We start from the raw sequence: 14,854 nt of genomic DNA, 5'->3' as shown, positions 1-14,854 counted from the left end.
AGGAGGGTCGGTTTTGAAATATAGAGTAGCGGCCGTTCAATACAAATTGGCCGACATCAGCTCATTTGAGCAATTCGCCGAGCAGGTCGCGCATTATGTGCGCAATGCCTCAGAATACGGCACACAGTTTCTGTTATTTCCTGAGTTTTTTACAACGCAGTTGTTGTCCATCAGCGACAGCAGCGGCACGCCATTGGCTTTTGACAAACTCCCGAGTTTTACAGCTGCCTATGAAGAACTGTTCACCAAGCTGGCGGCGGAATACAATATGCACATTGTAGCAGGAACCCATGTCGTAGAAGTGGAAGGCGGCAAGCTTCGCAATGTTGCGCATTTGTTTCATCCGGATGGTAAGATCGACCGTCAGTCGAAAATCCATTTGACGCCAACGGAAGTGAGCGATTGGGCGATGTCGCCGGGAGAAGGGCTGGAAGTGTTCCAAACCCCATATGGCACGATTGCCATGTTAACCTGCTATGATATCGAATTTCCGGAAATCGTGCGGATGGCGAGGGCAAAAGGGGCGGACGTCATTTTTTGCCCATCCTGTACGGATGATCGCCATGGCTTTTATCGCGTTCGATATAGCGCTCATGCACGGACGATAGAAAATCAAGTATATGTGGTCACGACTGGTACAGTGGGCTCGCTGCGGAAGGTCGATTTGATGCGGGCCAACTTTGGGCAGGCGGCGATTTTGTCGCCAAACGATATCCCCTTTCCGCCGGGCGGCATTTTGGCAGAAGGAATCATTAATGATGATATGCTCGTTGTAGCTGATCTTGATTTGAAGTTGCTGGAAGATGTGCGTACCGCAGGCTCCGTTACGACATGGCGGGACCGTCGCACCGATCTTTATACCGATTGGTATTAAAGCTTTCCCTGGCAGAAGGGATGTGGCATTATTCGTAAGCAATTATATGTATATCATGAGGGCGTACCGGTAGAGGCAGTAATAAGACGATACACGGAGTTGGATTTTGAAGGGCTAATCGATGTGCAGTGCGAAAGCTTCCCGCCACCGTTTCCTGCGGAATTATGGTGGAGCAAGGAGCAGCTTGCCGAGCACGTTTCCCGGTTTCCCGAAGGAGCGCTTTGCGCTGAAGTTGGTGGCAGGCTTATCGGCTCGATGACAGGCCTTATCATTCATATGGACGATTACGGACATTCGCACAGCTGGGAAGCGATTACGGATAACGGTTTTATTCGCAATCATAACCGCAGCGGCGATACGCTTTATGTGGTAGATATTTGTGTAATTCCAGAGTACCGAAAGTCGGGCATTGGAAAATGGCTAATGCAGACGATGTATGAGACGGTCGTGCACCTGCAGCTTGTAAGGCTGCTTGGCGGCGGGCGGATGCCCGGCTATTATCGCTATGCAGAAGAAATAACACCGGAAAGTTACGTTAGCGGGGTCGTAGCTGGAAAATACAGCGACCCTGTTCTTTCATTCCTGCTCCGCTGCGGCCGTACGCCGACAGGCATAGCGGCAAATTATTTGGAAGATGAGCAGTCCTGTGGCTATGCCGCACTGATGGAATGGCGCAATCCATTTTTTGCTGCCGATTAAATAACAACCGATACATAAGGAGAGGGGATATTTTATGCTGTACCATCGAATTACCTCCATTGATGACCCTTATTTTGCTGAGCTGCATAAGCTGCTTCAAACGATTTTTCCGCCGGAGGAAGTGCTGGCTTATGAGCTGTGGAGAGAACCGCTTGAGGATGCTGGCATCCATGTTTATGTTGCGGTAGAAGATGGCAAAGTAGTAGGCTCCACCGAATATCGTTATTATCCTGAGCTGCGCGTAGCGATGACTGACTTCACTATTATCGGACAAGCGGGCAAGGGCATTGGCCGCTTCCTGCTGCGTGCTAGAGAAAAGGATTTGGCGCGTCTGGCTGAACAATCCGGTACAGAATCAATCGGAATGTTCGCGGAAATTTATAACCCCTATGAAACGAAGGAGCAGCATGCATTTGGCGGCGTAACGCCCATGAATCCATTTGTGCGCCGCGAAGTATTGTCGCATATTGGGTATAACCGATTGGATTTCCCATATGTGCATCCTTCTTGGGATCATGAGGGTCAAGCGGTAACAGGACTTCAGCTCAGCTTCCTGCCTGCGGATGAAAATATGGCATTTTTGCCGGCTTCGCTCATCGTAACTTTCCTTGAAGGCTATTATGAGGCGCTGCCTAACAAGCCGCAAGCTTGGCTGGATATGATCAATCAGTTGCGACAGCAGGAGCAGGTCGCGCTGCTGCCGCTATAATGCGTATTACCTTTCGTGGAACAGGCGATTCGATGGGCGTTCCGCGTGTTTATTGCAGCTGCGCTGTATGTGAAGAGGCGAGAAGCACGGGCATTAATCGCCGTTTGCGTTCACTCGTACAGCTTGATGGATTGGGTGCAGAGCCTGCAGGTGGAGCTGATGATCCGGTTTGTATTGACTGCGGTCCTGATTGGGGAAGGCAAATGGAAGCGGCTGGACTCAGGTTCGTCAGGCGGATTTTAATTACACATGCCCATTTTGACCATATTGGCGGTCTTGTGGAATGGGCCGACGCTTGCCGCTGGCTGAACGTCAAGGGCGAGGCTTTTGCAGCGGCTGAGGTGATTGGCGAAATTAATGCGCGTTTTCCTTGGCTGCAGCGGCAAATCGATTTTCATGCCATAGACGGCGGTAATCTGCGAATGGGCAATTGGGATATAACGAGCTGGCGTATCAATCATGGCAAAAATGGCTATGCGTATGCTTTTCGTTTTGATCATGCGGTCGAGAAACGCTCCTGGGCTTATTGCTCAGACGCGATTGGACTATCGGACGAACAGCAGCAGCCGCTTTATGGTCTTAATCTGCTTGTGCTCGGAACAAGCTTTTATAAAGAGCCCTTCGCCTATGAAACCCGCTCTGTTTATGATGTAACGGAAGCGCTTGAGCTGCTTCAACTTTGGCAGCCGAATCATACGATATTTACCCATATGTCTCATGACATTGATCTGAATAGCGATTATGGGCTTCCAACCTCTGTGCAATTTGCAAGGGCAGCACTTGAAGTGACAGTATAGCTAGGCCTAGACCAATGTAGCATAAGCAGCATGAAGTTTCTTGCAAACGCCGATAGGGTTGACAAGGAGCTTGTTTTTGAAGTAAGTTGAAGATATATTTTGTTGGCTGGATGGTTCAGGAAGGGGTTTATTTTATGTTGACAGGTGTTCTTAACTCATAAATTGGATAGATCAGATCGCGCTTGAAGGCGAATGGAGGCTTGCCGGCTGCTTTGTGCAGTTGAGGCAGGTTTCTATGAATGTATCTTCATCAGCGCTCTGATACCAAGAGTTAAGAACATGTGGACTCCGCCTGAATGCTATTCGGCAGCGGCCTGACCACCGTGCTCTTGCAGCACGGTTTTTTTGCGTTATTCGCGCTAATGACAACCGTATTTGTGTGGCGGTTACATTAGGCATGATTAATGCTTGGTTAGGTACAGCAGCCGTTTAAAACAGGAATGGGACGCTCATGCGTTCTGTTCCTGTTTTTTTTGGTAAATAGGCTTTTATAGGTGCGCCAAACGGTTGATTTCGAATCATTCACGCCAACGAAATGGGAAATACAACCGAATTTAATGAGGAGCGATTGAAAATGATGCACGAAGCTACGCTAAAGCGTTTGGAATATGACAAATTGAAGGAACAATTGATCGGCTATACGGTTTCTCCAGCAGGGAAAATATTAGCGGAACGCCATCTGCCCAGTATAGAAATGAGACAGATTCAAGCATGGCTGTTGGAGACAGAGGAAGCTTCCGCCTTGCTGGCAGCGGGGGCAAGCGTTCCCTTATCCGCTATGGAGGGGATTGATCCTTTTCTGGCACTGCTTGGCAAAGGACGCATTTATGTTGAGCAGGAGCTGGAGCAATTGCAGACATGGCTCGCTTCTGTCATGCAAATGCGCAGATACATGGCGAGCAAACGGGCAATTGCCCCGATCATTGCCAGCTATGCAGATTCCATGCATGATTGCCCGCAGCTGCGCGAAGAGCTGAGCCGCTGTATTCGCTACGGAAGCCTCACCGATCAGGCAAGCGCTTCGCTCGCGGAAATTAGGAGGCATCGCTACGCTGTCGAGGACAAAATCAGTCGTAAAATGGAAGCTTCGCTTTCTAAATACAAAGCAGCCTTGCAGGAGCCGATAGTGAGCAAGCGGAGCGGCCGGCTTGTTATTGCAGTAAAGCGCGAGCTGCGCAAGCAGGTACCGGGTACGGTGTGGGATGAATCGGCCAGTGGGCAAACCTTATTCGTAGAACCGGTTGATGTAGCCGATTTGCAGGTCGAGCTGCGGCAGTGGGAGGCGGAGGAGGAACGCGAACGCACCGTTATTTTATCGGGTTTATCCGATCTGGCTGATGCGCACGAAGCTGAGCTAAGACTTAATTTAGAGGCGATGGCCTCCTTCGATTTCATTATGGCGCGCGGCAAGCTTTCGCGTTCCTACGATGGGAAATCGTTTCAATTAACCGATGAACCTCTCATCTCTTTATCGCAGGCTCGTCATCCATTGCTTGGCCCGTCGGCAGTTCCACTTGATGTGGAGCTTGGTACGAGCTGGAGTCAGCTCATTATAACAGGGCCCAATACTGGCGGGAAAACAGCAACACTAAAAACAATCGGCCTGCTTGCACTGCTCGCTCAGTCAGGACTGCTTGTTCCAGCAAAGGAAGGGAGCCGATTCGGCATTTTCCGCACGATTATTGCCGATTTAGGAGATGGGCAAAGCTTGGAGCAATCTTTGAGCACCTTCTCCTCGCATATCCGGGTGCTCAGAGAAATGCTGGAATCTGCCGAACCGCGCTCCTTGCTGCTGCTGGATGAGCTGGCGGCAGGCACCGATCCCGGAGAAGGCATAGCGCTATCTATTGCCGTGCTGGAGGAGCTTCACCAGAAGAGAGCTTTAACAGCGGCAACGACACATTTTAATGAGATTAAGCAATATGCTTCCCGTACGAGGGGCTGCATGAACGCGCGGATGGCTTTTGATCCGCAGACGCTGCTTCCGCTGTATCAATTGATCATTGGGGAGGCAGGCGAAAGCCAAGCCTTCGCCATTGCCCGCCGTTACGGTTTACCGGAGCGGGTTATGCAGCGTGCGGAGCAGCTCGCAGTTAACCGCCAGCAGGTAACAATGTTAAACCCAGATGCTGCAACCGTGCATGCCGAAGATAGTAGCGAAGCTCATACGGAGATTGATGTCAAAAATAGCAGCAAAAAACAAGAGGGCGCCGGTAAAAGCGCCTTGCAGCCCTTTCAAGCGGGCGATGCGGTATGGATTTATCCGCTCAAGCGCCTGGGTATCGTTTTTCGTCCGGCTGATGCCCGTGGAGAAGTCATTGTTCAGGTGCAGGGCCGCAAGCTGGCCTTTAACCGAAAGCGGCTCAAGCTGTCGATCAGCAGGGAGGAGCTTTATCCTGGGGAAGATTATGATATGAGCATCGTCTTCGATTCCAAGGAGAATCGCAAGCTTCGCAAACAGCTGAGCCGCAAGCATGTGGAAGGGCTGGTCATCGAGATGGAGCCAGAGGCTTTTGAATAATGTTCGTGCTTTTAGTTCCTCATTGTTTAATGTTTAATGTTTAATGTTTAATGTTTAATCGCGGCTTTGAATAATGAGCAGCAGCCCAGTATCAATCGTAATGCTGCCTTCCGTCTCCGTCAGTATATTGCTAATGCCAAGGGATTGGCCAATTTGCAAGTTTGCTTTATGCAGAGGATACTGAAAGCCAGTTAACGTAATGCCGGAAACAGCAGAAGACAAGGGCAGCAGGGAAACATTCGCATACAGCCCTTTCTGTATTATTCGTTTAGAGGAAGTAACAGTAATACAGTTATGTTGGTCGATAATACAGGCGGGGATACCCCGCTGTTCGGCGAGCACCAGCAGCTGTACATTCGATAACGAATGGTCAAAGCGGGTGCCTAAAGCACCCAGTAAAATAATTTCATCTGGATTTTGCTCCAGCGCATAACGCAAAGCCATTTCTGTATCCGTATAGTCTTTATAAATCGGATCACAGGTGATGAGCTCCGTGCTGGCGGAACGTATTTGCTCCAGCTGCTCGTCAGTGACCGAATCAAAATCGCCGATTGCGAGCTGTGGGGAATATCCCTGCTCCACCAAAAATAGTGCGCCGCGGTCTGCGCCAATGCGGAAGGCATCCTGCTTCAGATGAGGCAGTGCCCAAGTTCCAAGCTCGCCGCCTGAGCAAATGACTATTCGTTGTGGCATAATCGCTTCCTTCTTTCTTTATCACTTTTGTAGCTTTGCCGCCAAAGGACGGCGACAGCCGTTTCACCTTGTAGCTTGTCGCTTTTGCTAGTATACAGCTACTTTGAGCAGGAACACCAGCAGCAGACAGAAAATCGGCAGAGATTTGGCGAAATATGTCGTTGCTTTACGAAAGCGGCGAGGCTAAAATGGGAAAGGACATACCGTCTGATAGATGACATCGGACGGGAGAACGGAAGCGGGGGCGTACACGTTGGATTTGGAGATTTTTGGCGTATTCAGCATCATCGGCACCATTGCCTTTGCCGTCAGCGGCGCGGTTGTGGCAATGGAGGAGGAATACGACATACTTGGCGTTTTTGTGCTGGGCCTGGTTACGGCGTTTGGCGGGGGGGTAATAAGGAATTTGCTGATCGGCGTTCCGGTTACCTCGCTTTGGAGCCAGGGGAGCTTGCTGAAAATCGCGCTCATCGCGATGACGATTGCTTTTTTGCTGCCGGTTAAATGGATTTATACGTGGCGCAAAAGCGAAGCTTTTTTCGATGCGATCGGTTTATCAGCCTTTGCGATTCAGGGCGCGTTGTATGCGACGCAAATGAACCACCCGATCAGCGCGGTGATGGTAGCGGCTATGCTGACAGGCATCGGCGGAGGCATCATTCGCGATGTACTGGCAGGGCGCAAGCCGCTTGTGCTGCGGGATGAAATTTATGCCGTTTGGGCGATGATTGGCGGCTTGGTTATTGGCAAGGGCTGGTTTCATTCAACACTCGATTTGTTGTTCCTGTTCGTGCTTATTATCGTGTTCAGGATGCTGTCGGTATATTACAAATGGAAGCTGCCGCGCCGCTCGCTGCGGGAGAAAATTGTTCAGGAGAAAGGAGAGGCCTAAATGAAGCAAAAAGTGTTGTTTGTTTGTCTTGGAAATATTTGCCGTTCACCGATGGCGGAGGCTGTTTTTCGCAGCAAGGTGGAGCAGGCGGGGCTGTCAGAGCAAATTATTGTAGATTCGGCGGGTACGGGAGATTGGCATATCGGCCATCCGCCGCATGAGGGCACACGCAAAGAGCTTGACACGAATGGCATATCCTATACAGGGATGAAGGCACGTCAGTTCACGCAGCAGGATGATGCGGATTTTGACTATATTGTCTGTATGGATACGAAAAACGAGCGCGATGTGCGTGAAATTCTCGGAACGCGTGTGGGGAATGCGGAAGTGCTGACCTTTATGAGCCTGCTGCCCGAGCGCGGCGTAGCGGATGTGCCAGATCCTTATTATACGGGACAATTCGATTATGTATTTGAATTGGTGGATGCAGGCTGCGAGCGGCTGCTGGACCATGTGAAGCTTAAGTAACCAAGCTAAGCTAGCATGTATTTGATAGGATGGCTCAAAATAAACAAACAAAGCCTTGGCTTCCTCCTTGGGCGGGGGAAATCAAGGCTTTGTCTCATTTGTTAGGCAAGGCTGCTGCGCTTATTGGCGCTCTATAAAATACATTAATGCTTCCGGCAGCTCTTTCTGCCAAAAGCCCCATTGATGTTGGCCTTCTTTTTCCGCATAATAAAAGGGAGCTTGTCTTTCTTCGAGCAGCTTTTTGGCTTCACGGTTTAATTCAACAAAATTATACACGCCTCTATCTGTTGTTTCATATGCCGTTTCCTGCAGGCCGACAATCATGTACAGCTCCAGCCAGGAAAGGTCATTCTGTGCAGCCATAATTTCTAGCGAGCGCTCGAAGTAGGCGCCTGATAAGGAAAGTACACGGTTGAACAACTGCGGATAGGCCAGCGCAAGATGAAAGGAGATGGTGCCGCCAAGCGAATCGCCGGCAAGTACGCGATGCTCGGCCTCACGCCGGACCGGATATTTTGCTTCTATAAAGGGAAGCAGCTCCTCGCCGAAAAAGCGGACATAAGCCTCATGGCGGTCTCCGTCAGGAGCATATTCTGCTGTGCGAAATGTTTTATTCACATCTACGCCAACAATAATGAAGGGCTCTACGCCTTCATCCAAAATAATGCGGTTCGCCGTTGTCGCGATCCGGCCGAAGTTGAAAAAGTCTTCTCCGTCTTGGCAGTAGACGACGGGGTAGCTCAGCAGCTCATTGTAGCCGGGCGGCAAATAGACGCGAAGCGAGCGCTGCCCATCTTGCAAATAGTTGCTTGCAACCGTTTCCCTGAGGACGGTGCGTTTCAAATAACGTTCATCTGTCATCATTTCTTCCTCCGTTGGTTGAATGGAATGGGAGCTTGTGGGTAAACAATAGAGAGATGCCATAGTGATGCGGGATCGGCAGCAGACGGAAAGGCTGTACAAGCTCCACTGTTTCAACATTGTATTATGCTGTTATATAACTTTGTGGCAGCTGTTACATATACAATTTCTTAACAAAAAGGGCATAAGCGTTGAAAATACAGCGGATTTTTTGCTTTTTGCTTTGACCATTTTTGTTAAACAGGTTTATAATAATTCTATAACAGAGTACTGTAATATTCAAATATTAATGATTGAGGTGAGCGTTCACAATGAGCAAAGTGCTTAGCAAACTGCCATATGAAGTTCAAACGGAGCCAGTTACACCATTGTCCGTCTTGTCGCTTGATGGTGAAGTTGTTAACCCGGATGAAATGCCGGAGCTTACGGACGACCAATTAAAAGAAATTATGTACCGTATGGTATTTACCCGCACTTGGGATGATCGTGCCGTGAATTTGGGCCGTCAAGGCCGTCTGGGCTTCTACGCTCCAGTATCCGGTCAAGAAGCAGCCATGATTGGTAGCGAATACGCTTTGAATAAAGATGACTTCATCTGTCCGGGCTATCGCGATATTCCGCAGCTCGTATGGCATGGTCTTCCAATGTACCAAGCGTTCCTATATTCCAGAGGACATCAGCATGGTGGTCAAATCCCTGAAGATGTTCACGTTCTAATGCCGCAAATCATCATCGGCGCGCAAATTTTGCACGCTACTGGTGTTGCGATGGCATTTAAGAAAAAGAATGAAAAACGCGTAGCAATTACGTACACAGGCGACGGCGGTTCTTCCGAAGGTGATTTCTACGAAGGCATGAACTTCGCAGGCGCGTTCAAGCTTCCGGTTATTTATGTTGTACAAAACAATGGCTATGCGATTACAACACCTTATGCTAAACAAACAGCTGCACATTCTGTTGCCCACAAAGCGCTTGCTGCTGGTATCAAAGGCGTGCAGGTTGATGGCATGGACGTGCTTGCTGTAATTAAAGCAGTTAGAGATGCTGCTGAGCGCGGCCGCAACGGCGAAGGCGCTACGCTGATCGAGCTTCTTACTTACCGTTATCGTGCGCATTCCATGGCGGATGATACGACAAAATATCGCACCAAAGATGAGGAAGCGGAATGGGCTCCTAAAGATCCACTCATTCGTTTCGGCAAATATTTGGAAAGCAAAGGTCTCTGGTCAGAAGAGGATACGACTCGCGTGAAGGAAGAAGCGAAAGCGACTGTTAACGAGCAAATCAAGAAAGCAGAAGCTGTTGAAAAAATGACGGTTGAAGGCTTGATTGACTCGATGTTTGAAACAACGCCGCAGCACCTCGAAGAGCAAAAAGCTGATTTCAAATAATAGCCTTTAACGAAGGAGGAACTATAGATCATGGCTCAAATGAATATGAAAGAAGCGATCCGTGACGCAATGCGCGTTGAACTTAAACGGGATCCGAATGTACTACTTTTTGGCGAGGATGTTGGTAAAGTCGGCGGCGTGTTCCGTGCGACTGAAGGCCTTCAAGCTGAATTTGGCGAAGACCGCGTATTTGATACGCCGCTTGCCGAGTCCGCTATCGGCGGTTTGGCAGTGGGTATGGGGATTCAAGGCTTCCGCCCAATTGCCGAAATTCAATTCGTAGGTTTCATCTATGAAGCGATGGACCAAATGTTCATTCAAGCGGCTCGTATGCGTTACCGTTCCGGCGGACGCTACAACTCGCCAATCGTATTCCGTACGCCTTTCGGCGGCGGCGTGAAAGCAGCTGAGCTGCACACGGATTCCCTGGAAGGTCTTGCAGTACAGACGCCAGGTATCAAAGTTGTTATTCCATCCAATCCTTACGATGCAAAAGGTCTTCTTATTTCGGCTATTCGCGATAATGACCCTGTATTTTTCATGGAGCATTTGAACCTTTACCATGCTTTCCGTACAGAAGTGCCAGAAGGCGAATATACGGTTGAAATCGGCAAAGCCAATGTCGTTCGTGAAGGCAGCGACGTTACAATCATTGCTTACGGCTTGATGGTTCACACGGCTGTCAAAGCAGCTGACGAGCTTGAGAAAAAAGGAATCAAGGCTGAGGTTATCGACCTTCGTTCCCTTGTGCCTCTCGATATCGATACTATTGTAGCTTCGATCCAAAAAACGAACCGTGCAATTGTCGTTCAAGAAGCGCAAAAAACTTCCGGCGTTGCCGCTGAAGTAATCGCTCAAATTAATGAAAAAGCAATTCTGCACCTGGAAGCTCCAGTGCTTCGGGTTGCAGGTCCGGATACCGTTTATCCGTTTGCGCAAGTTGAGGATGCATGGCTTCCAACGGTAGCCCGCATTTCTGCAGCTGTCCAAAAAGTACTTGATTTCTAAAGGAGGATACACGCGGTGGCTAAATTCGAATATCGTTTCCCTGAGCTTGGCGAAGGCTTGCACGAAGGCGAGATTATTAAAGTGCACATTAAAGCCGGCGACAAAGTAACAGATGATGACATTATTATGGAAGTGCAAAACGACAAGGCAATTGTTGAAGTGCCATGTCCGGTTAACGGAACAGTGCTTGAAGTTTTAGTTAAAGACGGCCAAGTTTGCCACGTAGGCGAAGTAGTCGCTTTGATTGATGCGGAAGGCGAAGTGCCTGAGCAAGCAGCTCCGGCAGCTGAAGAGCCTAAGAAGGAAGAGGCGGCTCCGGCCCCAGCTCCAGAAGCGGCTAAAGATGCTCCAGCAGCAGAAACAGCTAAAGAAGCTCCTAAAGCTACAAATGCTTCTGTGCTTGCTACACCAAGCGTTCGCAAGTTCGCTCGCGAGCAAAATGTTGATTTGACGCAAGTAAGCGGCACTGGCAAAAACGGCCGTATTACGCGTGAAGATGTTACTGGCTTTGACGGTTCTGCTTCTGCAGCAGCCGATCAAGCAGCGGCTCCGGCTGAGCAGCAAGACAACGCAACTGCAAAAGGTGCTGGCGAAGCGAAAGCAGCTCCAGTTGCTGCTGGTACAGCTTACCGTCCGGAAGAGCGCTTGCCATTTAAAGGCATTCGCAAAATTATTGCGGGCGCTATGTCCAAATCCGTTTATACAGCTCCGCATGTAACGATCATGGATGAAGTGGACGTTACTGAGCTTGTGGCACTTCGTGCAAAATACAAGCCTTATGCAGAGAAAAAAGGTGCTAAGCTTACGTACTTGCCATTCATCGTGAAGGCGCTCGTAGCTGCTGCCCGTGAATTCCCAATTATGAATGCGACGCTTGACGAAGCTAATCAAGAAATCGTTTTGCGCAAATATTACAACATCGGTATCGCAACAGATACAGACAACGGCTTGATCGTTCCTGTTATTGAAGATGCGGATCGCAAAAACATTTGGAAAGTGGCTGACTCGATTCGTGATCTGGCTGTTCGTGGACGCGATGGCAAGCTTTCGGCTAACGAGCTGAAAGGCAGCACGATTACTATTTCCAATATTGGTTCGGCAGGCGGTATGTTCTTTACACCGGTTATCAACTTCCCTGAAGTTGCAATCCTCGGTACTGGACGTATTTCCGAAAAAGCAATCGTACGCAACGGCGAGATCGTAGCTGCTCCTGTAATGGCTCTGTCACTGAGCTTCGACCACCGTCTAATCGATGGCGCAACCGCTCAAAACTTTATGAACTACATTAAACAGCTGCTGGGCAACCCAGAACTGTTCATTATGGAGGTATAAACGATGGTTGTTGGAGATGCTTCATTAGATATCGATACTTTAGTCATTGGTGCAGGTCCTGGTGGTTACGTAGCGGCAATCCGCGCTGCGCAATTGGGACAAAGCGTGCTTTGTGTAGATAAGGAATATGTAGGCGGCGTTTGTTTGAACGTGGGTTGTATCCCATCCAAAGCTCTGATTTCCGCTTCCCATCAATATGAGTCCATCAGCCACGCTGATGTATTCGGTATTACAGCTAGCGATGTAAAAGTTGACTGGAGCAAAGTACAGGAGTTCAAAAGCGGCATTGTCAAAAAATTGACTGGCGGTGTTGGCTCTTTGCTTAAAGCGAACAAAGTACAGTTTTTCAATGGTGAAGTGATGTTCATCAATGAAAACGAAGCGCGTGTGTTCAACGATCAGGAAGCTCCGCGCTACCGTTTCAAAAACTGTATTATTGCTACAGGCTCCCGTCCAATCGAACTGAAAGCTTTCCCTTATGGCAAGCGTATTATCTCCTCTACAGGAGCTTTGTCGCTGCCTGAGCTGCCGAAAAGCGTTATCGTTATCGGTGGCGGCTATATCGGTATCGAGCTTGGTCAAATGTTCTCGAAATTCGGTACGAAAGTAACGGTTATCGAGGGCGGAGACAGCATTCTGCCTGGCTTCGACAAAGACATGTCTTCTCTTGTCGTTAAGAAGCTTAAAGGTACAAAAGTCGATATCGTAACGGGCGCGCTTGCACAAAGTGCTGAGCAAACGGATAACGATGTAACGTTGACTTACAAAGTCGGCGATAAAGAAGAAAAAGTAACAGCAGACTACTTGCTTGTTACAGTTGGCCGTCGCCCTAACACAGATGGCGATCTTGGTCTTGAACTGGCTAACATTAAAGTTGGCGAGCGCGGTCTGATCGAGGTTGATGATCAATGCCGTACTAGCAACAAAAACGTTTATGCAATCGGCGATATTATTGCTGGTCCTGCACTTGCTCACAAAGCAATGTATGAAGGACGCGTTGCGGCAGAAGTTATTTCCGGCCTGCCTAGCGTGATTGATTATAAATGTGTTCCTGCTGTCTGCTTCTCTGATCCAGAATGCGCAAGCGTTGGCTACACGGAGAAGGATGCAAAAGACAAAGGACATAATGTAAAAGTGGGCAAATTCCCATTTGCTATCAACGGACGCGCGATGTCGCTTAATGCGAATGAAGGCTTCGTGAAGCTCGTTGCGGATGCAGACAGCGGTCTTGTACTTGGCGCGCATATCGTCGGTATGGAAGCTTCCAATATGATTGCTGAGCTTGGTCTTGCAATCGAAATGGGCGCTACGCTTGAAGATATCGCCCTTACGATCCATGCGCATCCAACACTGGGTGAGATCGTGCTTGACGCTGCAGAAGTAGCGCTTGGCCACCCGATCCACACGGTTCTTAAGTAATTGATTGTTATGATTCACTAAATACAGTCGCCGCATTTGCGGCGGCTATTGAAGAGGTCCCGCGGCTGCTGAAGCCTGCGGGCCTTTTTTTATAAAAAATTAATAATTATGTGCTTTGATGAGAATTTATACGGAATCAGCAGAGGCAACTATTTTAAATGATTGACTATAATGATATAATACAAATCTATATGTCCAAAATAGGAGTTGTAAGGGAATGAGTGTTCATACTAGTGAGAACGAATACTTGCAGCTGCTGCGCAGCGTTCTGGAACGCGGCACGGTCAAGGAGGATCGTACCGGAACGGGCACGATTTCCACGTTTGGCTACCAGATGCGTTTCGACTTAAACGAAGGCTTTCCGCTTATTACGACGAAGCGTGTACCGTTTAAGCTGGTTGTCAGCGAGCTGTTATGGTTTATTAAAGGCGATACGAATATTCGGTACCTGCTCCAGCACAACAATAATATATGGAATGAATGGGCCTTTAAGAAGTGGATAGAGAGCTCTGATTATACAGGTCCAGACATGACCGGCTTTGGCCTGCGTTCGCAAAGCGATGAAGCTTTTAATGTGCTTTATTTGGAGCAAATGGAGCTGTTCAAGCAGCAAATTTTGCAGGATGACGCTTTTGCAGAAAAGTACGGCGAGCTCGGCAATGTATATGGAAAGCAATGGCGCGACTGGAGAACCTCGCAAGGCGAATCCATTGATCAATTGAAGGATGTTATTCATACGATTAAGACGAATCCCGATTCCCGGAGAATGATTGTCTCCGCATGGAATCCAGAGGACGTTCCTAGAAATATGGCTCTACCGCCTTGTCATACGATGTTTCAATTTTACGTATCAGAAGGCAAGCTTTCTTGCCAGCTGTACCAGCGCAGTGGAGATATATTTCTCGGAATTCCTTTTAATATTGCCAGCTATGCCTTGCTTACGTTGCTTATTGCCCATGAATGTGGCTTGCAGCCTGGACAATTTGTGCATACGCTTGGGGACGCGCATATTTATTCCAATCATATGGAGCAGATTAAGACGCAGCTTGCCCGCGAACCTCGCGCGCTTCCGCAAGTACGGATTAATCCAGATGTGAGCTCCTTGTTTGATGTAGAAGTGGATGATATTGTACTGGAAAACTACCAGCCTCATCCTGCAATCAAAGCGCCTGTAGCTGTATAGAAGGGAT

The 14,854-nt window shown here is 48.8% G+C and carries 14 protein-coding genes; 12 read left to right on the top strand and 2 right to left on the bottom strand.

Features of this window, described 5'->3' with window-relative positions; all coding sequences use genetic code 11:
• The first annotated feature begins 13 nt into the window (after window positions 1-13).
• The 5 genes from ASF12_RS25135 to ASF12_RS25115 all read left to right on the top strand — a co-directional run bounded on the left by ASF12_RS25135 (window position 14) and on the right by ASF12_RS25115 (window position 5,600).
• On the top strand, window positions 14-874 hold the full coding sequence (locus ASF12_RS25135; RefSeq protein ID WP_056040713.1) for a carbon-nitrogen hydrolase family protein: 861 nt from the start codon (window positions 14-16) through the stop codon (window positions 872-874).
• A 27-nt stretch (window positions 875-901) separates the two neighbouring features.
• Window positions 902-1,573 carry a GNAT family N-acetyltransferase gene (locus ASF12_RS25130; protein ID WP_056040711.1) on the top strand — a complete coding sequence of 224 codons (672 nt, stop codon included), beginning with the start codon at window positions 902-904 and terminating at the stop codon, window positions 1,571-1,573.
• 34 nt (window positions 1,574-1,607) lie between these two features.
• Window positions 1,608-2,282 (top strand): GNAT family N-acetyltransferase, encoded by a 675-nt coding sequence (locus ASF12_RS25125; protein ID WP_056040709.1) that lies wholly within the window; start codon window positions 1,608-1,610, stop codon window positions 2,280-2,282.
• Window positions 2,279-3,079: an MBL fold metallo-hydrolase gene (locus tag ASF12_RS25120; protein WP_155973460.1), complete on the top strand. Its 801-nt coding sequence runs from the start codon at window positions 2,279-2,281 to the stop codon at window positions 3,077-3,079. Before ASF12_RS25125 ends, ASF12_RS25120 begins: the two co-directional genes overlap by 4 nt.
• A 577-nt stretch (window positions 3,080-3,656) precedes the next feature.
• Window positions 3,657-5,600, top strand: a complete 1,944-nt coding sequence (locus ASF12_RS25115) for an endonuclease MutS2 (protein WP_056040869.1) — start codon at window positions 3,657-3,659, stop codon at window positions 5,598-5,600.
• 54 nt (window positions 5,601-5,654) lie between these two features.
• Here ASF12_RS25115 and ASF12_RS25110 read toward each other — a convergent pair whose 3' ends face one another.
• A complete protein-coding gene (locus tag ASF12_RS25110; protein ID WP_200931678.1) occupies window positions 5,655-6,296 on the bottom strand; it encodes a thiamine diphosphokinase in 642 nt (213 codons plus the stop codon).
• Window positions 6,297-6,552: 256 nt separating this feature from the next.
• On the opposite strand from ASF12_RS25110, the gene ASF12_RS25105 reads away from it, so the two are divergent.
• Both ASF12_RS25105 and ASF12_RS25100 read left to right on the top strand, forming a co-directional pair.
• On the top strand, window positions 6,553-7,185 hold the full coding sequence (locus tag ASF12_RS25105) for a trimeric intracellular cation channel family protein (RefSeq protein ID WP_056040868.1): 633 nt from the start codon (window positions 6,553-6,555) through the stop codon (window positions 7,183-7,185).
• A complete protein-coding gene (locus ASF12_RS25100; protein WP_056040702.1) occupies window positions 7,186-7,653 on the top strand; it encodes a low molecular weight protein-tyrosine-phosphatase in 468 nt (155 codons plus the stop codon).
• A 120-nt stretch (window positions 7,654-7,773) separates the two neighbouring features.
• Here the strand turns inward: ASF12_RS25100 and ASF12_RS25095 are convergent, their stop codons facing one another.
• On the bottom strand, window positions 7,774-8,514 hold the full coding sequence (locus ASF12_RS25095) for an alpha/beta hydrolase (RefSeq protein ID WP_056040700.1): 741 nt from the start codon (window positions 8,512-8,514) through the stop codon (window positions 7,774-7,776).
• 311 nt (window positions 8,515-8,825) lie between these two features.
• On the opposite strand from ASF12_RS25095, the gene pdhA reads away from it, so the two are divergent.
• The 5 genes from pdhA to ASF12_RS25065 all read left to right on the top strand — a co-directional run bounded on the left by pdhA (window position 8,826) and on the right by ASF12_RS25065 (window position 14,847).
• Window positions 8,826-9,905, top strand: a complete 1,080-nt coding sequence (gene pdhA, locus ASF12_RS25085; RefSeq protein WP_056040696.1) for a pyruvate dehydrogenase (acetyl-transferring) E1 component subunit alpha — start codon at window positions 8,826-8,828, stop codon at window positions 9,903-9,905.
• Window positions 9,906-9,935: 30 nt separating this feature from the next.
• Window positions 9,936-10,913, top strand: coding sequence for an alpha-ketoacid dehydrogenase subunit beta (locus ASF12_RS25080; protein WP_056040694.1), 978 nt, complete (start codon window positions 9,936-9,938; stop codon window positions 10,911-10,913).
• A gap of 15 nt (window positions 10,914-10,928) precedes the next feature.
• Window positions 10,929-12,245, top strand: coding sequence for a dihydrolipoamide acetyltransferase family protein (locus tag ASF12_RS25075; protein WP_056040692.1), 1,317 nt, complete (start codon window positions 10,929-10,931; stop codon window positions 12,243-12,245).
• 3 nt (window positions 12,246-12,248) lie between these two features.
• Window positions 12,249-13,664, top strand: coding sequence for a dihydrolipoyl dehydrogenase (lpdA, locus tag ASF12_RS25070; protein ID WP_056040690.1), 1,416 nt, complete (start codon window positions 12,249-12,251; stop codon window positions 13,662-13,664).
• A gap of 217 nt (window positions 13,665-13,881) precedes the next feature.
• Window positions 13,882-14,847 (top strand): thymidylate synthase, encoded by a 966-nt coding sequence (locus ASF12_RS25065; RefSeq protein ID WP_056040688.1) that lies wholly within the window; start codon window positions 13,882-13,884, stop codon window positions 14,845-14,847.
• Window positions 14,848-14,854 lie beyond the last annotated feature (7 nt).

Source organism: Paenibacillus sp. Leaf72 (assembly GCF_001422685.1).
Taxonomy (GTDB): domain Bacteria; phylum Bacillota; class Bacilli; order Paenibacillales; family Paenibacillaceae; genus Pristimantibacillus.
The sequence above is the reverse complement of the archived record's forward strand: the minus strand, read 5'-3'. Positions and strand labels throughout refer to the sequence as shown.

Excerpts from the sequence above, each read along its gene's own strand:
- ASF12_RS25115 (WP_056040869.1), top strand. The coding sequence starts at position 3,657 with ATGCACGAAGCTACGCTAAAGCGTTTGGAATATGACAAATTGAAGGAA.
- ASF12_RS25095 (WP_056040700.1), bottom strand. The coding sequence starts at position 8,514 with ATGACAGATGAACGTTATTTGAAACGCACCGTCCTCAGGGAAACGGTT.
- ASF12_RS25125 (WP_056040709.1), top strand. The coding sequence starts at position 1,608 with ATGCTGTACCATCGAATTACCTCCATTGATGACCCTTATTTTGCTGAG.
- ASF12_RS25065 (WP_056040688.1), top strand. The coding sequence starts at position 13,882 with ATGAGTGTTCATACTAGTGAGAACGAATACTTGCAGCTGCTGCGCAGC.
- ASF12_RS25100 (WP_056040702.1), top strand. The coding sequence starts at position 7,186 with ATGAAGCAAAAAGTGTTGTTTGTTTGTCTTGGAAATATTTGCCGTTCA.
- ASF12_RS25080 (WP_056040694.1), top strand. The coding sequence starts at position 9,936 with ATGGCTCAAATGAATATGAAAGAAGCGATCCGTGACGCAATGCGCGTT.
- lpdA (WP_056040690.1), top strand. The coding sequence starts at position 12,249 with ATGGTTGTTGGAGATGCTTCATTAGATATCGATACTTTAGTCATTGGT.
- pdhA (WP_056040696.1), top strand. The coding sequence starts at position 8,826 with ATGAGCAAAGTGCTTAGCAAACTGCCATATGAAGTTCAAACGGAGCCA.